Raw genomic sequence first — 23,869 nt, forward strand, 5'->3', positions numbered from 1 at the left:
TTCATGATAAAGTACCCATGTCATCCCAATGTTTTGTTCATTTACCACAGAAATATCTACTTCTTTTGGAACTGTAACATCAAACGTATAAACATCTGTTTGATCAGGAGCAATCAGATTTCCTTTTACAAGCTTATTAAACGGGAGTACCTTTTCCTCTTCAAGGGATCCACCTGTTTGCGGATCTTGTTTTACAGTAACTTTTGTTTGTTCTTTACTTTCTTTTCCTCTACTATCTTTCACTGTTAGTTCCACAGTATATGCTCCTTTTTCTCCATATACATGGGTAGGGCTGACTTCTGTACTTGTTGTACCATCTCCAAAGTTCCATAGATAAGAAATAATTTTTCCATTTTCACTTTCTGTACCATCACTATGGAATTGAATTCCTTCATTTACTATCCCGCTATATGGTCCATTCATATTTACTATAGTCGTTGTTTTTTCTTTTTCCTCTGTTGCAACACCATGGAAAACAATATCATATTCAAATTGATTGGCTGCATTCACACGATAGTTAACAAAATAGGCTGTAACTGTTTTATAGCCGCTCCATCCTGTTTGAGACAACTGCTCCAAGGTTTGATTGACTTGTTTACTCATTGTTTTCCAGTCTTCAGACTCACCTTTTGATGTACTACCTATGTACTTGCCTTCTACAGTAAATGTGTTAAAAAATTGAGACTCATGTTTTGTGATTTTTGCATCTTTTATATTAGTTACATCAACAATTTCTTTCTTCACTTCAGCTAACGGCTTAGGTGCATGTTGTATTAAGTAATCATTTGTTACTTGTGGTACATTGTATTTATCTTGATTATCAATCAACTGCTGCATATACGTTTGATATTCTGTATTCAGCTGTGCATCTTTACTTAATGCTTCACGATACGCGTCATAATTTTTCACATCGTTTGCACGGATTAAATCCTGAATCTTATCAAAGGTTTCAAAGTGGTGATTATATAGATAAGACTGTAGTGCAAAGGAATAATTATAAAAATCCCATGATCCATATTTTGCGAACAAAGTTTGCTTTGCAGTATAACGGCTTGCCGGATCAGATGATAAGCCACTTATAATACTTTTACGTGGAACAACATTATTTGTACGTGTAGATCCTGCAAAGAATTCTGCATTCCCTTCTTGGAACCAAGTTAAGCGTTCATTTTGATATAGTTCTCCACTCCCAAATAAACCAGGAACCTCGTATCTTCCTTGTAAATAATGAGTGAATTCGTGACGGAATAACTCTTCTAGACTATAAATACTCTGTTTTGGTGTACGCTCATATGTAAAGAAAGTACCCTTCTCTTCAATATAAATACCGCCGTTGTTCGTTTCATATCCATATAATTGTCTATTTAATTGATAATCATCTGGATTATTATAAATTACAATTGTCAGCACATCATCTGCGTTACCTGGTTCTAGTGCTTTATCATTTCCAATTACACGGTGATATTGTGCCTTTACTTCTTTGGCTGCCCAATATAACCTTTTAATTTTCTCTTCTGTTACTTTATCGCCTGTCTTAAAAACAATAGATCCATCATCAAATGTATATGTTTTAGGTAAGTATTGTAACTTCCCTTCTTCACGTATTTTCTGTAAATCTACTGTATTTCCATCATAATCTTTTCCACCGTAGTTTGTTTTGATTTGCTCTACCGCTATAAAATAAGGTCCACTTAGGCGAGGATACATATTCATCGCTTGTGTAATAACTTCCAATCCTTTGTTTGGATTGCTATGAAATTTCCCTAAACGTCCTGCATAATAAATCCCATTATTAATTAGCCAACTATTCTCAGTTGTTAAATTCCGTATGAGAGCAATTCTACTAACCTCATTTATAAAATTATCAATTTTTCCATACCACATTGTTGCATTAGGTTTTTTATTCGTTTCCTGCAAATAAGACTGTAGATCATAATCAAAACCTTTTACAATTTCATATACAGCTTGTTCTTTCGTATAATTTTTAGCATACATAGAAAGGTTATCATTAAACTGTTTTAAAATATTTGCTGCATACTGTACTGTTTCAGCATCACTAGAAGCATTACTAATTAACTTTCCATACGCAACTACTACTCTATCTTGCTCAGCTGTACCTAATGTAAAGTTTGGATTTTTTGCAATTGCTTTTAATGATGGTAAACATTTGTCATGGAAGCTTCTCTCTTTTAAGTAACCTACTTCATTATTAAAATATCCCACATAAAAAGCAGAACGTAATACTTCAACAAAAGTTTCAATTCCCTTTGAATCCTCTTTCGTAAAAGATGTCCCTCTTTGTCCTAATTCATCAATGATAACGTTCATACGTTCTTTATTTTGATAAAAAGCTTTCGTATCTTGATTGAATTGAAATAAGTCTGTAATTTGATTCCATGAAACTCTTGATAGCGTATCAATGAATTCACTATCAGACATTTTATTCAATTCTGCCAGAGTATAGCTTTGCTTTAATTGCCTTTCATCATGTTTCATCACCGAAGTAGGTCGTTGTGAAAAATCGCCTACTTTTAAACGCTCTTCAAAATTCAATGTTTCGTCCGCTTTTGTAGCATGAGCCATTTCATCTTTTGAAGTTTCTGTTCCAATTGGTTTCATCTGCAACAGATTATAGGGTGCTTTTTCTTCTGCGGATACCTGTGTTTGAATACTTCCAAATGATAATGCCATCGTACTAATACCGATCATCATTTGAGTAAATTTTAAATTCTTGTTCATAACATTTCCTCCATTTATATATTCCACCCAAAAATATAACATTTTATCTTAATAAATTATCATAAAATGTATTATTACATATTGTTTAATATGTATTTCTGTATAAATTAACATTAAACAAAGCATTATTGAATCTCTTTCTTTTTCCATACATACTCATAAATTGAGTAAACTTTTTGTTTGGAATTTACAGGTTCGTTGCACGAAACCAGACTCTCTGGCAAGATTTCTTAAGATGTTCGGGGATAAATAACATTGAATTTCTTGAGCAAATAGTTGTAGTTCATCAGATACAAAAATAGACATAAAAAACGCTATCCTTTCCTAGGATTCTAGAGAAAGAATAACGTTTTTTTACTCGTTCAGTACTTAGTAGGTATAACTTTTTATATTTCAAATGACTTTTCTCTCTAAAATTATTTTTCATACAAATTTTCAGATTCTAAAAAATCTATAAATTTCTTATAATGTGTCACTGTTCTTTCTAAAGCAATCATTAAAACAAATATAAAATAAATTGCTTGAATTCCATTCATATAATTAAAGAGTGATTCAAATATATATACAATACTTGCAATCATAGAACAAAACCATAAATAAAATTTCATTTTCAGTTTTTTAATTTTTTGCTTAGTTGTCTTACAAGGCTGGCCATGAACTCTTATAAACAAATAAATTGCTGTATGCAAAATAATAATTGAAAATTGGAAACTTCGATTGTCCTCTGAACTAAATTCAGAGAAACCTATTTCTAATGAATGTAATACTATCCAAATAGAAAACAAAGATAGCACGAAGACATATAAAAAACCAAATAATAATTCAAAAATAAATAACCAAGGTTTATTTAATATTGAGTAAAATGGATTTAGATATTTTATGGTTAATAAAAATTTCTTCACTAAATCAGTAATAATAATTGATGTATTAGTTATATTCATATAGAAAAGTAATGTTATTGGAACCAATAACATTATAGCAATGCCCCAAATGGTAATCTTAATACCGGATAAAAAGAAAACAGCTCCAAAAATTACAACTGAAAAAATAAAAGTTGATATTGGAACAAACATTAAAAATATAAGAGTTCTTATTAAGATTAACTCCCCTAAAAAATCTTTTATTATGAAAACATGTATTTTTTCCTCCTTGTAATTCTTCACAGTTTCAACTATTTCTTTCTCGGATAAAAGAAAATACTTCAATCTATTAAACATAAAAAAACTCCTTTATATTAATTTAAAAAAGATTGCCCTCTGTATGCTACAGAGGGCAATCTTTCTTGATGATTAAAATATATACCCAACTGTTAGCAAATATATTAAAAGACATTGTCATTAATTCACTTTAAATTTCACTTCTGGGTATTTGGAGTCCAATTTTTCAAGCGCAGAGCTATCGTCTACCTGTTTCACATATCGATCAAAAAAAGCGAGACTGAATTCGTTTATAATACGGTGAACGTATCTTGGATCTTCATCTAAGCTTCGTAACAAAGGAGAGAACAAATGAAAATCAGTGAAACTCGTATGATTGGTATGGGGAATAACCATTGACATGCCACCACCTGCAAGTGCATGGTCACTACGAACTTTTCCCTCTAAAAAATCTTTCGTGGAATCATCACTAGTCTCTGCATTCATAATCAAAAACGGTTTTCCAACTCTAGATTTCGGAACATTTTCCCCATATAATGTACCATCCATATTGATGGCTGCTTTGACACGGGAGTCTTCCACTAACACTTGCGCAGCTGTAGCTCCACCATAAGAATGTCCAAACATTCCAATTCGGGATGTATCCATTCTTCCTGTAAAGCGATTATCTTTATCGCTTTGGTTAAGCTTCTCCATTTGATTAAGTACAAAAACAACATCTTCCTTCCATAATTTGATATGGCGATCTCGTTCGGCAAAATCAGTTAAATTGATCGACTGTACAAAAGCGGTTCTGCCATCTGGAAAGACGGTAGCTGCAGCATCATAGGTATGATCAATTCCTACGACGATGTAACCTTGGCTGGCCAACTCCTCCACCTCAAACGTGTTTTGATTGCGAAAACCGCTTAAACCATGGGAAAAGAGTAGGACCGGATAACGTTCCTCTGAATCTGACAATTGAGCTTCCATGAATGCATTCGAATTCATCAAGCCTAGATGATGAAACGCGAATGCTGGAATAGACAATGATTTTTCCAACCCCTTGGCAATCTCATCCGAGTTATGGATATAAGGTGCGCGATTCATCTCTCCTTTTTCTTTTGCAGGATACCAAACCTGAACCATCAGCTCGCGCCGGCCGTTCAAATCTTTCATATAAGGTTCTTCTCGATTATAATCAATCCAATGATAAAGTGTAGTACCAACCTTGAAGGGACCGCTCGTTTTTTCAAATAAAACTACCGGCATGAGGGAAGAAAGCATGACCGCAATAGTCAAATAAATGACCAGTAGCGCTGTCTTGACTGTGAATGCCCCACAACTTTTAACGTTCTTTTTTGATTCAGCAAATAGATAGCAGCTTGTTAAAATAAATGGGGACAAATAAGCAGGAATCATCTGCCAGCGATACCCTTCTACGATAAGCTGCACAACAACCACACAAAAGGCAACTGTTAGAATGAAGACAGACCATTGTTTTATTTTCTCACTAAAAAACAATATACTGCCTAGAATACTAAAATTCACAATAATTATAACAGTCTCAAAAAAATCCATTTACATTCCTCCTATACCCGTATTTTATCTTCAAGGACATCCCAGCCAAATTGAAAAAACAATTTAAAATTACAAACTTTTCGTTTCCATCTCTGATTATCTTAATCCGTACCTTCAGTACCGAAAAATTATTTTTGGTACTCATTTTATATTATACCGAAATCTTCCAGACTGTAAAGTATAATTACCCTTAAGTAAAATCGACATAAAGTGAAACTTTAATCAGCCCTCACCAATCGGACTTTTATGGGCAGTTGATCTCCCACCTAAATTCTTTGCTTTCACTGAATTTTGAGGTAGGAATCTTACTGCCCATTAAAGCGGGATAAAAATAAAAAATGAGCGGGGCTACGTTAACCTGTATGGTTATTGTGACCCTACTCATTTTTTATGTAGAAGTACTATTTAATCCTTACTTGTGATTCCATGCAATATGATATCGGCCATCATTGCAAGTGACTCTTGTAGAGTAATTTGGTTAGAGGCTATACTCCCCTGTTCAAAAATTGATTTCATTAACGTTTTGAGTGTTTGGATTAGCACTGGAATGTCCATTGAACGTAAAACACCGCTATTGATGCCCTCTTCAACTAGCCCAGTAATTACCTCCCATTCTTCATTTATGCCTTGTTCTATTTTTGCCCACTGCTCTGGATGGTAACGTCGCAGTTCAATCAGTAAACGTACGAAGCTGTGCTGAAAATCCTTAGGCACAATTAAAAGAATCCCTTTTAATTTTTCCGGTATGGTCAAATTCGAATTATCGATAATTTCCCGAAAACGTATTTGGGCTTCTTCATTTATTTGCTCAACTACATAACCAATAAGCTCGTCCTTAGATGGAAAATGCTCGTAAAGCGTACTTTTGCTTACACCTAGATCACGAGCTAAATCACTCATTGTGAATTTTATTCCCCTTACATGAAAAAGCGCAATAGCAGTTTTGGCAATCCGATCTTTCATCATTTATTCACCTCATACCAAAATAGTAAAGTTATTATCTCTCCAGTACTATAATAGTACTTCGAGTACAAGAATAGTTTAACTTTTTATTTCTTGAAGGTCAAACGTGATGAAGATGATGACATTTCACCTCATAGCCTTTAAATGAAAATATTATGTTTTTTATGGAAACCAAGTTTATTTTTATCATTGCGGAGACATCAAAACTTTAACTTGATGGGGATATGGCACTACCTCTATTAATAAATATTACTAACCATATATCTATGGTTCATACCTATCATATTTTTTATAAACAGGATCAATTAGATTTAAAAAAAGATTTCTTTTTCTTTACTCGTAATAAATCACCTGTCCACCCTTTGAATCGCATATACATATACATACCCCCTGTTGTGAAAATAATAAATAAGAGAGCAATTAAATAGCTATATTTCCATTCAAGTTCAGGCATGTATTTAAAATTCATACCCCATAATGCTCCTAAGGCTGTCAAAGGCGTACTCACAGCAGTTAATACAGTAAGAGCTTTCATAATTTCATTCCCACGATGAGAAGAAACAACTTCTTGCAAATGAATCATCGTGTCTAATTCTTCTTGGTACTCTTTAACAAGTTGTAATCCACGCTCTAATTTTACGTGTGTTTGTTTATAACAAAGGGTGTTTGTTAGTTTTTCTAACCAAGCTTCTTTTAGGCCTTGTAACACTTCTTGTATTAAGCGAAACACATGTGTGTTCATAAATAATTCATGACGAATATGATAAATCCTTTCTAAAACTGCTATGTTATTATGATGATAAAAATCCCATAACACATTTCTGAAATTGTTTTCAAAATAGTCAACCTTTCGTAAATAGTGAGATATAAATATCGATAAGATGGCACATAGTCCTTCAGCGGAACTATTACAATTTTTTATACCTATAGGGAAATTATGTATTAATTCTTGAAAATCTTCTTCCTCTTTTTCTTGGACCGTTATCAGTATCCCATGAGCTACGAAATAATGAAGAAATTTTTGAATTTTGGCGTCCTTTTTATCTTGATCATATAAAAACGAACCATATACACAAGTTTGACTTGGTGATAACGTATAAACATATAATCCATTTTCACAAGGAGAACTTATTTTCTTTACAAATTGAGGGAAATAAGATGTTACATCACGGGGGATTATAGAAGAAATTTCTTCAAGCTCACTAGTTTTCACATGATACCAACTCCATTTCGTCATTTTTATGCATTCCATATTATTCTTCCTTTCTAAATAGTTTTATGTTTGATCGAATCATATCCGTAATATGAAATTTGTATGTAGGTATCCATATCTTGGAGGAAAAGTTTTTAAATCATCTAAATTACAAAATAAATGCATAGGAGGTCTTATTCTTTAAAAAGGAAGACCCCCTATATATTAGTTATTTTTATTCTCAATTTTAAACATTTCCTCTATACAAGCACTTTTTATCTTTTCTTATTTATATTTGGAAAAGAAGCCACACAATTTAGCACGTCTATTCAACGAACTCCATTTCGGTCGTCATTATAATTTGGATTTATATGCAGATTGATTGGTGATGTCCTCAAATACTTGACTTCCAATAATATAGTATCCATGAAGCGCGGCCTCTTTTGAAGCGTCTACCATACGGAAAGAAACAATTTCACCTTGCATTTTTTCAATTTGTTTTTTGTGGAGATCTACTATTCCTCCTGTCCAAATAATAGTGTCATACTGGTCTAACTTAAATTGTTCTTGTAATACACGCATGATGTCTTGGAAATGTGTATCCAACTCTTTTTGAATTAAAATATCCACCTGACTTGTCTCATAATTTTCTTCTTTATCTCCATATCCTTTTTCTAATATTTTTGGCATGTCATTAATATGCAATTGATTACTTTCACCCGCATGATTCTGCAGGATATTCTTAATATTTTTCAAAGGCTTGCTACATCCTAGTTCCGTCTCATAATGATTTAAAATGACATTCTGTTTCATATCTGTCATTTCTAATGTACGAAATCCACCATCAATAATTAAGATGCGATCTTGTTCCTGAATGATTCCCTCTTTTAAGAAATAGGCATGTAAAGCGATCGGTTGCTGAAGAATCAAAGCATTTTCAACCGTAATATTAATAAATTTCCCATCAATTTGTACGGAAGTTTCTTTTTTTAGTGCACGTTGTAATTGCTCATGCTGACTACCAAAACAAGTGACTGGAAGCCCGGTAACAACTAAAGGTAACACGACATTTTCTTTATAATCCTTTGCAATGCAACCAAATATTTGTTGTTTAAACTCTTCGCTTTCATAATAATTTTCTATTTCTTCGTCAAATGGAGGAAGAAATGAAGCGTCAGATTGATGTGCTTCATTTCCCATGTAGTATGCAAAGTCTAAGTCTATAAAACTTACCTTTGTTAAATCTTCACTTTCAGCATGATTAGGTACAGGAGCTAGTGTGGCAGCTTCACTCTTAATCGTCACCTCAGAATCTACATCCTGTCGATATGCCCGCTTAGTAAAACCAATTCCTACATCAATTGCATACAGAGATTTCATACTTTTTTCCTCACTTTCTCTTTTTAGAATTAAATCTAAGCACTCTCTTCTTTCCCTTCTTTCACATATTTCTTTTCATTTCCCATTTTTTCTCCGTCTAGGTTCTTACTATTTTGTTTTATTTCATTATCCTTTTCATCTTTTTTCTTTTTGTTATTTTCGTTTTCTGTTAAATCTTTAATAGTAGAAATGACAACCGGTGTGGCTGTAAGCAGTTGTGGTAATGTTTGTTTTGCAACATTAGCTGCAGTTACAGAGAATTGTTTACTTGTCTCGGTTACCTTCTCTAATGTTTCCTTTATGTTTCCTTCTTGTAGTTTGTCTTTTACGCTTTTTCCTTTTGTTTGTATAGCTTTCCGATTTTCTTTTTTTAACAGAGATACTATGACTCCGGTCGTAATCCCAATCACAGCATATTTAAATATTGTATGTTTCATTTTTCTCACCCTTCTCTACTTTTATTTTCTTCCATGCTACAACCTAAAATAATTAACTTATCTATTTATCAGATATTGCAATCTATTAGAGAGAATGATAGTTTTGCGGCTGCCTATCACTCGCCGTTAGTGTTTCATCTGTTACTAGAAGTAAAATTCTCCCTTGATCTAGTTTTTCTTCATATAAGTTAGCTTCCTCCTTCGACAACCCCATTTCCTCCATTTGATTTCGGAGCTCGTCCCCTTTTTTGGAGAAAAAGTTGATAATACTTGTGCCCAACCCTTGTTCTTTTACTCCAATCGTATTTGTGTTTGTATCATCCGCAATCTTTTTTGTTATATGTTTTTCATGTGTTAAGACGTAAATGTCATCTTGGTGAATCCCTTTCAATTCTAGCTCTTTTACTTTCATAACTACTTCCTGTTCATTTTGATATTCATAAACCACCGGTTTTCTTTCATTCTTATGCATCGTATTTTTCCTCCCTTAGATTTTTTATTTTCTTATTTAGTTGTTATGTAATATGTAATACACCTATTTTAAAGATGTTAAACCTAAATTTTCAAAAAACTTCACATAATAGGTTATTAATGTTTTTGAATATCAAGGAAATGTCACGAGCACTTTGCTTTGATAACAGTGTTACAAATAACGCTTTATTTGGAAGACAAGTCCATTATTTTATAGAAATCATAGAAAAATAAAAAAGCACTCCTTTTCAAAGAGTGCTAAAAAAAACATATAACCTAATAAAAATATTTCTATTTTGATTACAGAAAGAAAGTCTTTATTAAAACATATGGTTGCTAATTTAATTGCGATCTGCCTTGCACCCAAGCAGCAATATCATTTATAACATACTCAGGAATATTAGCAGGACTATAATATTCATCCGGTTTACTTATTTCCCCATCGCCCTCTGTAAAGAAATGATTTAACTTTGGATATAGTCGATAATCAACGTTATTTCGTTCTTTTAATTGTTCTTTCCAAAGAGGAATTTCGATTTTTGATTGAACTTGATAGTCTCTTTCTCCTTGAATAATAAGAAGCGGTGTCTTTTGTTCTTTTGATATTTCTGCTGCTTTAATTTTCCGAATAGAATCCCAAAATACTGCTGATCCTAAGTAAAAATCTTTTGGAGGATTCTGACCAGAGAAATTTGGATCATTTAATAATTCAAATTGCGATTTGTAGAATTTATATTGCTCCTGGTTCATTGCTCCAATAGAAAAAAGATACTCAAATTGATCTAAAACAACGTCTTGAATCGTACGAGCTGGTCCACCCATTACAATTGCCCCAGCAATATTTTGATTTTGGTCTTTTTCAATCATTTTCGGAAGCATCATTCCACCTTGACTATGACCAAGAATATATATTTGATTCTTATTTATTAGAGGCTCATTTTTAAGAAATTGAGTTACAAGAAGAGCATCATCTGTTGTCTCTTTATCAACTGTATAGAAGGGACTGAATTGTGTTTTCAGCCCATGTTCATACGTTCGTTTATTATAGCGAAGGACAGCAATTCCCTTCGATGCAAGACCTTCAGCTAAATCGCGAAATGGTTTTAAAGCAAACGCTGTTTCATCCTGATCAGTTGCTCCTGATCCTTGAACAAGAATAACCGCTGGAAAAGGACCATTTCCTTTTGGAACCGACAATGTTCCTGGTAATGGAAATGCACCACTTCCAACTACTACTTCTTTATCAACAAATGATTCAGGCTTACTATATGATGGACGCTCAGCAACAGGACTAAACGACATGCTTAGTTGAAAATCGTCTATTTTTCCAGATGGATCTAGTTTAATTAGTAAAGGTACAGTCATTTTTTCAAAAACTAATTGAATCTCCACATTTGTATGAACAGGATTTGTCTCTTTTTGTGTAACCTCTCCAATTTCTATAAAAGAACCTGCTTGTAATTGAACTGGCAGTCCCTCCCAATAGCTCTTCAACCATTCTTCGGATATTATTTTCTGTAATGACCTTGAGGTTAAATCAAATGCAGATTTATAATCTTCACTATTCATATGGCGAATAAATGAAAGAGTAGTAGATATAACAGGATTTTCATCATCACTATTGTCTATTTTTTTTATATTTGTGTTTACTTCCTTTAATTTTGAAATAAATTGGTGGTTAAATGGATTATTATATGTATTAGGATATAAATTTGTTTTCAAAATTTCCGTATTCCGTGCCTTATACAAATTTGAAGAACTCTTAAAATTTTCAGGTGAAATTACTTCCTCCGCATATGAGACTGAGGGAATTGCTATTGTAAAAATTGCACTGATAAGTAATAACTTATTACTTATTCTTCTTTTCTTACCCATACTTATTGATTCTCCCTTCAAAATTTAAAATTTCTAATACAATATGCCAACTATAAGGAAAATAAAAATTACCAAAGAGATTAATAATCTATTTTACGATCCCCCTCTCAAGTTAAAAATCTATCATTAACAAACTTCAATAAAAAACGCCTTCCCCCTCTTTTTTTATTGTTGGATTTTCCAATGACCTAGAAGCACAGCACGAAATTACATGTAACCTACCCATGAGATTCTCTGTTTCAAAAGAAAAAAGCACCCCACTAGATGCTTTCTTTAATTGTTCTCACTATCATTTATTTAGGTAATTCTCTTATTACTGTAAGATAAATTCATTCTATTTCCTAAATCTCACTTATTTCTTAATTCACTCATACCAATATAAAACCTAATAACCTACCATCAAAAAATAAAGAAAACAGGTTATTTGGCTATTCATTTCGTAAACTTAATGCTCAAACTAGTTTTTTTCACAAAGTTAAACTTTATTAAGAAAAACTTAAAGAATTTCCCTCTATATTCATAAGAACTTTTTTCTATACTCAAAAATGTAAATAGACAAAAGGAGAAACAATCATGAAGAAATTTGTAATTTGCATACTAGGAATAGGCCTCCCTATATACTTACTACCTTTCATATTACGCGGAGATTTAGACAGATTTAATCCGATTGCTGAAGAAAAAAATGTATATGCCGTTGCGAAAGGATATGGTGTTCCAGATTATCATCATAAAGGAAAAGCTATGTACTCACTAAAAGCTGTTGACGAATTAAGTAATGAAAAAGAATATACAGTTGGAACGAACACGCCTAATGATTTTATAAGAAAAACTTACTTAAAAATTCATGTGAAAGGAAAATATGTGTATTCTTACGATATTATTTCTAAAGAGGATATTCCGGAGAAAATAAGGGGACAATTGGAGATAGCAAATAAATAAAAGAGCCAATTCATACGATTTGGCTCTTTATTCTCTCTCCCATCTACCGTTTGGATAATTCTTTCGGTAGATTTATTAAATTCGTTATCATTGTTCCAATAACCATTGTTCAATTACTTTTACTGTTTCATCTCGTTGTGCTTTTGCCGTAATTAAACTCGCATTATCACCTTTTTGCTCACCATACATGCCAAAATGAGCATGATTTCCCCCTTTTATCATGTGCATAGTTGTATTCTTTGACATGAACTTTTTATTGTTCTCTATTTTTTCTACAGTTGCTAAAGCATCTACTTCCCCATAAATTGATAACATCGGAATCGATTTTGTAGAAAAGTCATCTGCAGGATACGAACCTAAGAAAATGATTCCGTGTACCTTGTCTTCATGCTGAGAGGCATACTTAGAAATCATAGCTCCTCCCATTGAATGCCCTGCAACATACCATTTTTGAACTTCCGGATACTTTTCAATTACACTGTCTACCTCATTTATTCCAAGTATCGCTAAATTTAATGGTAACTTAGGCATTACTACAAAGTGCCCATCTTTTGCAAGCGCTTCTCCTAAGTAACTATAAGCCTCAGCTTCTACTTTAGCTCCTTGATAAAAAATAACCCCTACTTTCGCATCTTTCGCTCCAAAAACGATATTATCTTCATCTTTTTTATCATCTACTAACGACAAAGCCTCTTTCGTCGGTTTATAAGTAAACTGAGACCAAGTCAAAAAAGTAAAACTTCCTATAATTAAAATAGCTAGTAAAGAGTACAGCATAATTTTTATCCATTTCTTCACAAAAATGACCTCCATAAGATGTATATATTCCATATTTCGGATTATCATTAACACACATAAAAACTCGAGCATTTTTATTGTGCTCAAGTTTTTAGTTCCGTCTTTAATTTATACTATAAATTGTCCAAGATAAATATGTAGCAAATGCAGACCATAAAAAATATGGTATTAGCAACCATGTCGATACTTTAGATAATTTGGAAGAAACCGCTATGAGAAGTAACGTAGTAATAGCGACAAGTAAACAATCTACTGTTGCTAAAAACAAATTCTTTTGGCTAAATTGAAAATAGCTGAACGCTTGATTGAATATATAATTTAAAAGGAATAAAAACCAAAATGTTTTTGGCTTAAATCCATAGTTGTTGTAAATAATTGCAACTGATAATGCAATAAGTCCAAATAATACAGCCCATATCATTCCGATTGTCATACCAGGAGGTGTCCAAGACGGCTTTTCTAACGCATCATACCAAGTACGATCAATAGGGAATAAAACACTAGAAACATAAAACAAACCATATGTTAGTAAAAATACTATAATACTAGATTTTTTCATAAACATTCTCCTTTTTACTAGAAGATTATAGAAACTTTATATGATTAGTATGTCCTTATAATGGATAAAATTCTAAATACATATTGTTTAACCTATTTCATACAAATTCTTTCATATTTTTATATGCACAAAGGGCTCTCTCTCGTGCTGCCTTATGATCAACAATCGGATAAGGATATGTATTCCCAAGTTTTATATTGGATTTTTGTAAAATATGCTCAGGTGCTTCCCAAGGTTTATGTATATATTTGTTTGGGATATCTCTTAATTCTGGTACCCATCTTCTTATATACTCTCCATTTTTATCAAACTTTTCTCCTTGTGTGATAGGATTAAAAATACGAAAGTACGGGGATGCATCTGCTCCACTTCCAGCAACCCATTGCCATCCCATTGTATTATTTGCAATATCAGCATCTAGTAGTGTATCCATAAACCATTTTGCACCTTCTTGCCACGGAATTAACAAATGCTTTACAAGAAAAGAGGCTACAGCCATTCTTGCCCGATTATGCATAAAACCGGTTTGCCATAGTTCTCGCATTCCCGCATCAATAAACGGATAACCAGTTTCACCCTTCTGCCATACTCTTAATAACTCCTCTTCCTTATTCCACGGAAAATGTTCAAAGTTTTTATTAAGAGGTTTATATACTGTAAACGGATAGTGATATAGTAAATAATAAGAAAACTCTCTCCAAATTAATTGGCGTATAAAACTAATCACTTGTTTTTCAAAAAAACTACATTGTCTTTCGGTACTTTTATTTATTAAGTAGTGATACATTAACTTCACTGATATTTGGCCAAATGAAAGATATGGCGCCAACATTGAATGAGCATTTTGATTTGGAAAATCTCTTCCTTCACTATAAGAGGCTAATTTACTAGAGAAAAATTTCTTAAATGTTTTGTATGCCCCTTCCTCTGTAGGCTCCCATATTGCTTCCATATGAGATGTCCACGGTATAGTCGGCAACAAGTGTAATTCTGAGACAGATAAGCTTGCTGGTAAAGAGCTTCCCCACTTTATACTCTGTACTCTGCTAATAGGTTTAGGTATTACCTGCTTTTGAAATGCATTGTAAAAAGGCGTAAACACCTTATATTCAGTGTTATCCTTCTTTTTTATAATCCACGGTTCTAATAATAAATGCGAATTAAATTCCTTACAAATAATACCTTTATCTTCTAATATCATTTTCATTTTTTGATTAGATTTTAACCTGTCTGGATCATAACAACTATTCCAATATACAGCCGTTATATCTAATTGTTTTATGAGAGAAAGTATTTCTTCCTGTGTATTTCCTTTGCGGATTATTAAAGTAGAGCCCAATGCCTTAAGTTGCTTTTGGACATCCATTATAGCATGGCGTAACCACCACTTTGCCGCACTTCCTATTGAAAAAGTTTCATCTTGTACATATACCGGAAGAACCTCCCCGGACTGAACAGCCTCAAATAGAGCTGGGTTATCATATAAACGAAAATCTTTTTGAAACATAACGATAATTTTGTTTTGCATGGCTATCCCCTCTTACTCTTAAAACATAATAGATTCTTTATGTGAATAATCCTCTTTTTTACTTTTGCATTATTATATTAATAATTCTTTGTAATCGTAAACAAACGTTTCCATAGTTATTGGACTTCTATCTAGTAAATTCGATAAATCTGATGTGACTTTTTTAGCTAACCCTAATTTTGCAGTTGTATATATTCCAATCATAACCCAAATAAAGTCACTGTTAAGTCCCTTTTGAATCATTCTTTTTCTAAATTTAAATATACTTGGATTTGTATAAGTAATATCTTTATTTATTATTTTTGAAATAATAGCAGCAACTTCATAATATGTTAATGCCTCATTTCCCGTTAAAGAATAAGCTTTAAATTCATGTCCCTCTTCGGTTAATATTTTAGCTGCAACTTCTCCAATATCCCGTACATCTATAAAACTTGTTTCCCCTTTACCAGCAGGTACTTCAATTATTTTTTTATTTCTTAATTCATCACCATGTTGTGATAATAAATTTTGCATAAAAAAACTCGGTCTTAGGAATGTGTAAGGGATCCCAGAAGCCTTTATCATAGCTTCAATTTTAGCATGAGGTACTATCGGATTTTTTTCTACACCTAATAAAGATAAAAATACAATGTGTTTTATACCTATTTCTTTTGCGGCATCTACAACAGGCTGGAAATACTTTTTTGCATCAGCTAGATGTGGTGGTCTTATTAGAAAGATTTTAGTAACACCTGTTAAAGCCGCCTTTACAGATGAAGGATTTTCAAAATCAAAATACACTCCTTCAGTTTCTCTACTGCGCGTTGTGACTTTGAAAGTAGCATTTCTTTTTATTAGGCATTTTACAACCTCTTTTCCTACATTCCCTGTAGCACCTGTTACTAAAATCATTTTAATCACCCTTTATTTTTTTGTAAATTTTGAATCATACTTTGCAAAACTCGAACTGTATTTTCTACTTCCTCTTTAGGAATACTAGCTGTAGCATTTTTTATAACTTCATCGCTTACATTTTCTATCTCCTGTATTAATGTCTTAGCTTCATCTGTTAAAAATATTAAATGTGACCGTTTATCTTTAGGATTATGTTTTATAAGAATCCATTCTTTTTGCAATAATCTTTGTATAATCCCGGTTACTGTTGGACGGTCTGCTAAGAGCCTTTCAGCAATCATAGCTGGGGTGGTTCCATTTGGATAAAGAGATATATCCTTTAACACAGACCATTGCTGAGCTGTTATTTTATATTCTTTTAATTGATTTGATAATTCTGTTTTCGTCATTATACTTACCTTGTGTAATAAATAGCCTAAATTATTCATATAACCCCCAATATAGTTAGCACACTAATTATATAGTTAGTATACTAACTATAATGTGTAATTACAAACTTCAATTAATAGTTTATATATAAAAGATATATCAAATTCTTATTTTGTACTATTTCATATTATATTTAAAATCTTCTTTAATCCTGTTTTGCATGTATTGTACACTCTATATACAAAGGTTATTCCTTGCTGTTACTTTAAATAAGCATTTACAATTGTATCTAGCATAGGTATTTCTTATTGTCCGATTAGTCATATTTATTCTTAATTCTGCAAAATAAAAAAGAAAATGGAGCGAAAGATGAAAAAACAATTTGATAAACAATCAAACTTAAATACATTTATTGATTCAACAATCCTATGGACTTTTCAAAACCAAAATGCTATAAATACACTTTTGAATGAAGGTAAGCTTATAGCCAATCCTATTTTTGTTAGTAAAGAAGATTGCAAAGCATATAAATACATTGTAAGACACATGAAACAGAAAGGTATTGACTTTACTATAGATTTCCCCATTTGGGCATGGCATTCATGCAATGGTTACCAAAAGAAGCCTACTATTATTTATAAATGCTTTATTTAAGCATTTATATTAGTTACATAATGAAAATTCTTAAATAGTTTTTAAACATTTTTTAAAAGTTGTAATTCTACATGTATCGTAAGACTATTTCCATGACTTTCAGCCCATACTTTACCCTCATGCAATTCAATTGTGCGCTTTACAATTGCTAAACCAATTCCGGATCCGTGTATTTGACTCGACCGTGATTTATCAACTCGATAAAACTTCTCAAACATCTTGCTTAATTCTTGTGCTTCAAGATGATCTGTTTTATTTGTAATACAAATAAATGCCTTATCTTCTTCTTTTTTTAGTTCCACTATTACTGTTGAATTTGAAAAACTATATTTTTCAGTATTAGATAGTAAATTATCAAATACACGCACCAGTTTTTCTATATCTGCCCATACCCAAATATCCTTATTAATGATATTTAGTTTAACAATTAATTGCTGTTTTTCAAAAATCGGGATATACTCTCCTACTAGCTGACCTAACAAATTGCCCAATTCTACTTTTTCTTTTCTCAACTTAACATCAGGTAAAGATAATTTTGTGTATTCAAACAATTCATTAATGAGAGTTTTTAATTTTAATGTTAAATTATACGTATTTTGAATATACATTTCTAATTCTTCTTTATTTCGATATTGTTTTTCATTTACTAATGCTAAATATCCAATAATAGACGTTAAAGGGGTACGCAAATCATGAGAAATATTGGTAATAAATTCACTTTTACCTTTCTCAATTGCTCTCTCTTTCTCAAAACGCTCCCTTAATTGACTAGCCATCCAATTAATATTATAAGCTAAAGAAGATAATTCATCTTTTCCTTTAACACGTATGGAATGTTTCCAATCTTTTTTTACAATCTTTTGAATACCTCGTTCAATTTCTTTAATGTATCTTGTAATAGGGATCATAAACAGCAAAAATAAAAGGATGAAAATTAATATACTGCTCACCAAAGCAAGTAATAAATTTTGATTATATTGAGTTGGTGAGATTGTTTTATTCGAATTTGGAGATTGTACCATTACATATCCAATTCCATCTTGAAATGAAACTGGTGAAACAAACAATATGAACTTCTCAAACAAAGGATTTCTGACGTTTGGTGTAACATTTAATTTCTCCTGTAATAATTCCTGTGGGAGATTATCCTGCAATTGAAAATTATGTGAACGATAGATAATATGGCCTTTATAATCTAATACTAAAAACCTTAAATTTTCATTCTTCTTTTGGATAGATTGAATCATCGGTATAACTTGTTCTATATGCCCAGATTCCAAATTACGCTTTTGTATATCATTAGTTATCCCTATCGCTATTTCCCTTATTTCGGCTTCTTTTTCAATCTGTTGATTATAAGAAAGTAGATTTGCACTTTTCATTGCTATGAGAAAAAAAGTAACAACCGCAACGATGAAACAGAGCAAAAAAATTAAAATAAGCTTTATATTTAAGCGTGTAGAAAAGAATATATTATCCCTTAATTTCGTACGATCGATCATACTCTATAGCCAACTCCCCATACTGTTTTTAAATAAACAGGCTGACGAGGGTTTTCTTCAATTTTTTCCCGTATTTTAGTAATATGAACCATGACTGTATTATCTGATTTATAAAATGAATCTTCCCAGACCATCTCGTATATTTTTTCTACACTAAAAACCTTTCCTTTATTTCTCACTAATAAAGAAAGTATGTCAAATTCCTTTGGAGTTAACCTTACTTCTTCATTTCTAATGAAAACTTGTCTTGTCTCCTCGTCTACCTTAAGATGGCCTATTTCATGAATAAATTGTTTTACTTCTTCTGTTTGATAAACACGATATCTTCGTAATTGAGATTTAATTCTTGCCATTAATTCAAGTGGATTAAACGGTTTGGTAATGTAGTCTTCTGCCCCACTCATTAATCCCTGGATCTTATCTATATCCTCATCTTTAGCTGACAAAAAAATTATAGGCATTTGATACTGTTCTCTTATTTTTAAACAAGCCTCTATGCCATCCATTTTCGGTAACATAATATCTAAAATGATTAAATCAATTGTTGTATTTCTTAAAGTTTCTAAAGCTTCTATAGCATCCGATGCATCTATAATTTCATACCCTTCATTTTTTAAATAAATGGATACGATTTTTCTTATCTCTATATCATCATCTACAATCAAAATTTTTTCTTTCTGCATCATATTTTCTTCCTCTCTGACATCTCGTTCTATGCTGTAGTATTATACATTTAGTTTTACCTTACACGTATAAAGTGAAACTTTAATCAGCCCTCACCAATCGGTCTTTTACGGGAATCCCGCCCCCCACCTAACTTCTTTGCTTCCACTTAATTTTGAGATGTGGGTCTTACTACCCGTTAATGCGTGATAATACACTTTGCTTTTTTAAACATATTGAAGAAACCATCTGTTTTGCAAGTTGATTTGAACTGGGTAAAATAGCCCCCTACGATCCGAGGCCGCTTCACATACTCTTACATAAAACAAATAACATTCATAAATTCCTCTCCAATGTTAATTTAGAACATACAATCAATCTACTGAAAAAATCTTAATTTTCACCCTACAAAAATATTAAGATTTCTTAACATTGAATGGAGAATTTACATATTAAAAATGGACAGTTCCCTATACTATTAGACCTGTCCAAATTAACGTTTTTAATTTATGAATTAAAATATTATACTTTTCTTTATTTTATAATATCTGTCACTATAAACATTGATTTTCTATCTCTCTAAGTACATCATTTCCAATATTATCTATCTTTTCATTTTTTATAGTGTTATATAAACTCTGTAAAACTTTTAACTCTGTTCTTAAATGTAAAATGACACTAGATAATATATATAACTTAGCTACACTCTCTTTTCCACACTTCTCTTCATATACTTTTTGAAGGGTAGTAAGATATAACGTCAGTTGAGAAATTTTAGTTTTTAGCTGTTCTAGAATTAATTCTTCTTCCCCATATTGTGCAAAAAGTAGCGCTTCATATATAGGACGATGCATATCCTCTTTCTTTATCATTTGCTCTAATAATAAATGTTCAAATTCTTGTTTACCACTTTTAGTAATACCGTAAATAGTCCGTTCAGGACGTTGTTCATTACGAATAATATCAACAACCTCTATAAAACCCTTCTTTTCAAGTTGCTCAAATGTATAATATAAAGAGCCTTTAGTAATTTTTATATAATATTTCATTTCACTATTTTTTAAAAGTTGCTGGACTTCATACGGATGCCTATTTTTCTCCATAAGAAGACCCAGCATAAAAAGCTTTGTATTCATAACTCTCCACTCCTTAATAACCTATACCAATAGTATAAGCTAAAAATAAGTAAAGAATCTTTTTGTTTTATAAAATTTATAACTTCAAATTCACTTTATTATCCTTTGTACCAGCTTTGACATTCCCCATAAATAATATTGCCATAAACGAAACGATAATTGGAATTAAAGCTAATAGAAAAACAGTAGTAATGGAAGATGACATAGCAGCTATAACCTTTTCAAGAATAAAAGTAGGTATACTGGACCTTACATCTGAGCGAAATATTGCACTCGGATCACCTAGATTATTTAACATGCTGGAACCATGTTCTATTCCCTTAAAAGCATCCTTTAAGTTAGCTGTAAAGGTACTATTTTGAATGGAGCCAAAAATCGTTACTCCAATTGTCATACCTAGTGAACGAAAGAATGAATTTGTTGAAGTAGCTGAACCACGGAATCTCGGTTCCATATTATGAATAGAAACTGTGGGAAGCAAAGAGAACGAAAATCCAACTCCAAACCCCGTTATAATCATGTATATCGTTAAAAGTACACGGCTTGTTTGTGGATCCATCGTTCCTAACAAATACATACCTATCCCAAAGGATATTATAGATAATAACATCAAGTTGCGGTAACTAATTTTCGTTTGAAATATTCCACCAATTGCACTACCTACTACAGAACCTAACATCATTGGGGTTAAAATTAATCCAGCATTAGTTGCTGTTCCACCATATACAGCCTGAACAAAAATAGGAATAAATACTGTTAAAATAACAAATGTTGCTCCATAGAAAAACGTAATAATTTGTGATATTGCAAACTCCTTACGCTTAAACATCCAAAATGATATTATCGGATCTTTCACTTTTCTTTCTACCAATAGGAAGCCAACAAAAAATACAATAAACGATGCAAATAACCCAATGATTTGTATCGAATCCCACTTAAATTCTTTTCCTCCCAATTCTAAAGCGAACATTAAGCTAATTACTGCTATGACGAGTGTTATCGCCCCCCACCAATCAATATTTTGCTTAGTAGGTGGATTATTTTCTTTATAAGCTTTTAAAATAAAAATTAATGACATTAGACCAATTGGAATATTGACGTAAAAAATCCAATGCCAACTTATATTTTCTGTTATATACGCACCTAATAAAGGTCCTAATACACTTGAAGAACCAAATACGGCCCCTAATAACCCAGTCATTTTCCCTCTTTTTTCAATAGGAAAAATATCAAATACAATGGTAAAGGCGATTGGCATCAGTGCCCCCCCACCTATACCTTGAATTGCACGATAAATACTTAGCTGAACAATACTTTGCGCAGTACCACATAATGCAGAACCAATTAAGAAGATTAATAAACCAAAAATATAAAACCTCTTTCTACCATACATATCAGATAATTTCCCGAAAATAGGCATACCCGCCATAACTGCAACCATATAAGCAGAAGTAACCCAGATGAATTTATCCAATCCCCCCAAATCTGAGACAATTGTACCAATTGAAGTGGCAACAATTGTATTATCCATTGCAGCCATTAAAATACCTAGCATTAACCCAGCTATCACTAAGCGTAAGTTGCTCTCTTTTGCAACCATACCTCTTTCCTCCTTTTTTCACACTCAACAAAATAAATAGTCTAATTAAACTATATACTCATTATAGTCTAATTAGACTATTTTTCAATAAATCATTAAAAAAAAAAATAAATCCCCCCAAATATATTGGAGAGATTATAATTGTAGAATTGCTTCCTATATAAAGTAATTAAAACCGTAAAAACTATTACTTTTTTATACTACCTTGATTTTGCATACATGTAGCTTACTCATTTAGTTTTGGTCTAGTTTGTAAATATAAATTCAAATCCGGACTTGAACCGTTAATAATTATATCTCGAACAATTTTAGAAAACACCATACTATATACTAATCCATTATCTCCATACGCATAGATAAAGTGACAATTTGGAAACTCTTCATACATTCCAATTATAGGTAAACCATCATGAGTACCACCATAAAAAGCACTTAAATAAAATTCAGGTTCAACTGTTATATTGGGAAAGAGCTTATTAAATTCATTTACTAATTTCTCTTTTTTATGGATTAATTTTGAATCTCTTTCTTGAGCAATGTTTGTATCTTCATCTAACCCACCTATAATAATCCTGTTATCTGCAGTAGTTCTCATATAAATATATGGTCTCGCAGTTTCCCAAATGAGAGTACGTTTATACCAAGAAGATAAATCTTCTACAGGATTAGTAACAACTGCATATGAGCTAATCAGTGTAGCGTTCTTTTCCTTTTTAAATTCTAAGCCTTCATATCCTGCAGCCACAATTACTTTATTGGCAGTAATAGAATTGCCCCCCTTTGTATAAAAGATAGCACATTCTTTCTCTAACTTTTTGCCAACAATCTCTGTATCTTCATAAATTTGAACTCCTTTATTAGAAGCTTGTTCTAATAAACTATGTGTAAATTTATAAGGATTTATTTCACCATCATTATACGTATAAATAGCTGCACGTTTTTTAAATGGATATCTCTGTCCAATTTGTTCCTCTGATAGCCAAGTCGCTTTAAAATCATGCTTATGTAAATAATACAGTTCTTTTTCTAATTTCTTTATATCCTCTTCATAACTTGCATAATATAAACTGTCACGTCGTTTAAAATCAGAGCAATAAGGCAAGTTTTGATCAGCATATTCAATATCATTAATAGCTTGTTCACACAATTTCATATGCTTAACTGCATACTCTTCTCCAAATGTATTTACAAGTTCAAAAAACATCTTGTCACCTAAATATTGAATAAGTGCTGTATTTGTAAGGTTACTCCCGTGTCCTACCTTTCTTTTATCAACGACAACAATATTTAGATCTGATTCACTCAAATAGTATGCTGATTGAGCACCTGAACTTCCTGCTCCTATTATTAGTACGTCACATTTTATATCTTCTTCCAACCGAGGATAAGAAGGTGTATTAGAAAAAGTTGTGTTCCAATATAATTTCCCTTTCTGTAAATCCATTTAAAG

At 31.9% G+C, this 23,869-nt stretch carries 20 protein-coding genes and 2 pseudogenes; 2 read left to right on the forward strand and 20 right to left on the reverse strand.

From position 1 onward, the window contains the following. The 10 genes and pseudogenes from colA to HMPREF2590_RS02150 form a co-directional block, all read right to left on the reverse strand. The coding region (gene colA, locus HMPREF2590_RS02110; protein WP_070861311.1) for a collagenase ColA at positions 1-2,739 on the reverse strand (2,739 nt) is incomplete at its 3' end. Positions 2,740-2,898: 159 nt separating this feature from the next. Beyond that, positions 2,899-3,045, reverse strand: a pseudogene (locus HMPREF2590_RS29805) (IS4 family transposase); the annotation flags it as partial. Positions 3,046-3,155: 110 nt separating this feature from the next. After that, a complete protein-coding gene (locus HMPREF2590_RS02115; protein WP_000483298.1) occupies positions 3,156-3,956 on the reverse strand; it encodes a hypothetical protein in 801 nt (266 codons plus the stop codon). Between the two features lie 120 nt (positions 3,957-4,076). Next, positions 4,077-5,456 carry an alpha/beta hydrolase family protein gene (locus HMPREF2590_RS02120; RefSeq protein WP_050821963.1) on the reverse strand — a complete coding sequence of 460 codons (1,380 nt, stop codon included), beginning with the start codon at positions 5,454-5,456 and terminating at the stop codon, positions 4,077-4,079. Between the two features lie 405 nt (positions 5,457-5,861). After that, the gene (locus HMPREF2590_RS02125) at positions 5,862-6,419 is read right to left on the reverse strand and encodes a TetR/AcrR family transcriptional regulator (RefSeq protein ID WP_000654864.1); all 558 of its coding nucleotides are present in this window, start codon (positions 6,417-6,419) and stop codon (positions 5,862-5,864) included. Between the two features lie 301 nt (positions 6,420-6,720). Next, positions 6,721-7,671, reverse strand: coding sequence for a magnesium transporter CorA family protein (locus tag HMPREF2590_RS02130; RefSeq protein ID WP_044584619.1), 951 nt, complete (start codon positions 7,669-7,671; stop codon positions 6,721-6,723). A gap of 294 nt (positions 7,672-7,965) precedes the next feature. Further along, a complete protein-coding gene (locus HMPREF2590_RS02135; protein ID WP_000839452.1) occupies positions 7,966-8,991 on the reverse strand; it encodes a ParM/StbA family protein in 1,026 nt (341 codons plus the stop codon). Between the two features lie 35 nt (positions 8,992-9,026). Next, complete coding sequence (locus HMPREF2590_RS02140) at positions 9,027-9,428, reverse strand: hypothetical protein (RefSeq protein ID WP_000683209.1); 402 nt, start codon at positions 9,426-9,428, stop codon at positions 9,027-9,029. Positions 9,429-9,513: 85 nt separating this feature from the next. Then, a complete protein-coding gene (locus HMPREF2590_RS02145) occupies positions 9,514-9,900 on the reverse strand; it encodes a YflT domain-containing protein (RefSeq protein WP_000549439.1) in 387 nt (128 codons plus the stop codon). A gap of 335 nt (positions 9,901-10,235) precedes the next feature. Beyond that, positions 10,236-11,774, reverse strand: a complete 1,539-nt coding sequence (locus HMPREF2590_RS02150; protein ID WP_000516851.1) for an alpha/beta hydrolase — start codon at positions 11,772-11,774, stop codon at positions 10,236-10,238. Between the two features lie 573 nt (positions 11,775-12,347). Between HMPREF2590_RS02150 and HMPREF2590_RS02155 the strand changes: the two genes are divergently transcribed. Beyond that, entirely contained in the window at positions 12,348-12,713 is a 366-nt protein-coding gene (locus tag HMPREF2590_RS02155; RefSeq protein WP_000714887.1) for a YxeA family protein, read from the forward strand. An 87-nt stretch (positions 12,714-12,800) separates the two neighbouring features. Here the strand turns inward: HMPREF2590_RS02155 and HMPREF2590_RS02160 are convergent, their stop codons facing one another. The 5 genes from HMPREF2590_RS02160 to HMPREF2590_RS02180 all read right to left on the reverse strand — a co-directional run bounded on the left by HMPREF2590_RS02160 (position 12,801) and on the right by HMPREF2590_RS02180 (position 16,923). After that, on the reverse strand, positions 12,801-13,511 hold the full coding sequence (locus tag HMPREF2590_RS02160) for an alpha/beta hydrolase (protein WP_050821964.1): 711 nt from the start codon (positions 13,509-13,511) through the stop codon (positions 12,801-12,803). A 103-nt stretch (positions 13,512-13,614) separates the two neighbouring features. Next, positions 13,615-14,070 (reverse strand): TspO/MBR family protein, encoded by a 456-nt coding sequence (locus HMPREF2590_RS02165; RefSeq protein ID WP_000749743.1) that lies wholly within the window; start codon positions 14,068-14,070, stop codon positions 13,615-13,617. Positions 14,071-14,167: 97 nt separating this feature from the next. Next, entirely contained in the window at positions 14,168-15,598 is a 1,431-nt protein-coding gene (locus HMPREF2590_RS02170; protein ID WP_025966701.1) for a cryptochrome/photolyase family protein, read from the reverse strand. 72 nt (positions 15,599-15,670) lie between these two features. After that, positions 15,671-16,492, reverse strand: a complete 822-nt coding sequence (locus HMPREF2590_RS02175; protein ID WP_000604771.1) for an SDR family oxidoreductase — start codon at positions 16,490-16,492, stop codon at positions 15,671-15,673. 5 nt (positions 16,493-16,497) lie between these two features. Then, positions 16,498-16,923 carry a MarR family winged helix-turn-helix transcriptional regulator gene (locus tag HMPREF2590_RS02180; RefSeq protein WP_001061038.1) on the reverse strand — a complete coding sequence of 142 codons (426 nt, stop codon included), beginning with the start codon at positions 16,921-16,923 and terminating at the stop codon, positions 16,498-16,500. 310 nt (positions 16,924-17,233) lie between these two features. Here HMPREF2590_RS02180 and HMPREF2590_RS02185 point away from each other — a divergent pair. Further along, positions 17,234-17,494, forward strand: a pseudogene (locus HMPREF2590_RS02185) (DUF3841 domain-containing protein); the annotation flags it as partial. A 65-nt stretch (positions 17,495-17,559) separates the two neighbouring features. Here HMPREF2590_RS02185 and HMPREF2590_RS02190 read toward each other — a convergent pair. The 5 genes from HMPREF2590_RS02190 to HMPREF2590_RS02210 all read right to left on the reverse strand — a co-directional run bounded on the left by HMPREF2590_RS02190 (position 17,560) and on the right by HMPREF2590_RS02210 (position 23,863). Next, on the reverse strand, positions 17,560-18,900 hold the full coding sequence (locus HMPREF2590_RS02190) for a sensor histidine kinase (protein WP_134995522.1): 1,341 nt from the start codon (positions 18,898-18,900) through the stop codon (positions 17,560-17,562). Between the two features lie 116 nt (positions 18,901-19,016). Continuing rightward, the gene (locus HMPREF2590_RS02195; protein WP_001168370.1) at positions 19,017-19,703 is read right to left on the reverse strand and encodes a response regulator transcription factor; all 687 of its coding nucleotides are present in this window, start codon (positions 19,701-19,703) and stop codon (positions 19,017-19,019) included. Positions 19,704-20,237: 534 nt separating this feature from the next. Next, on the reverse strand, positions 20,238-20,819 hold the full coding sequence (locus HMPREF2590_RS02200; RefSeq protein ID WP_001093176.1) for a PadR family transcriptional regulator: 582 nt from the start codon (positions 20,817-20,819) through the stop codon (positions 20,238-20,240). Positions 20,820-20,895: 76 nt separating this feature from the next. Further along, positions 20,896-22,419: an MDR family MFS transporter gene (locus HMPREF2590_RS02205; protein WP_000225814.1), complete on the reverse strand. Its 1,524-nt coding sequence runs from the start codon at positions 22,417-22,419 to the stop codon at positions 20,896-20,898. Between the two features lie 226 nt (positions 22,420-22,645). Beyond that, a complete protein-coding gene (locus HMPREF2590_RS02210; RefSeq protein ID WP_044795107.1) occupies positions 22,646-23,863 on the reverse strand; it encodes an NAD(P)/FAD-dependent oxidoreductase in 1,218 nt (405 codons plus the stop codon). Positions 23,864-23,869: the final 6 nt, after the last annotated feature.

The sequence above is a fragment of the Bacillus sp. HMSC036E02 genome (assembly GCF_001836235.1).
GTDB lineage: Bacteria > Bacillota > Bacilli > Bacillales > Bacillaceae_G > Bacillus_A > Bacillus_A cereus.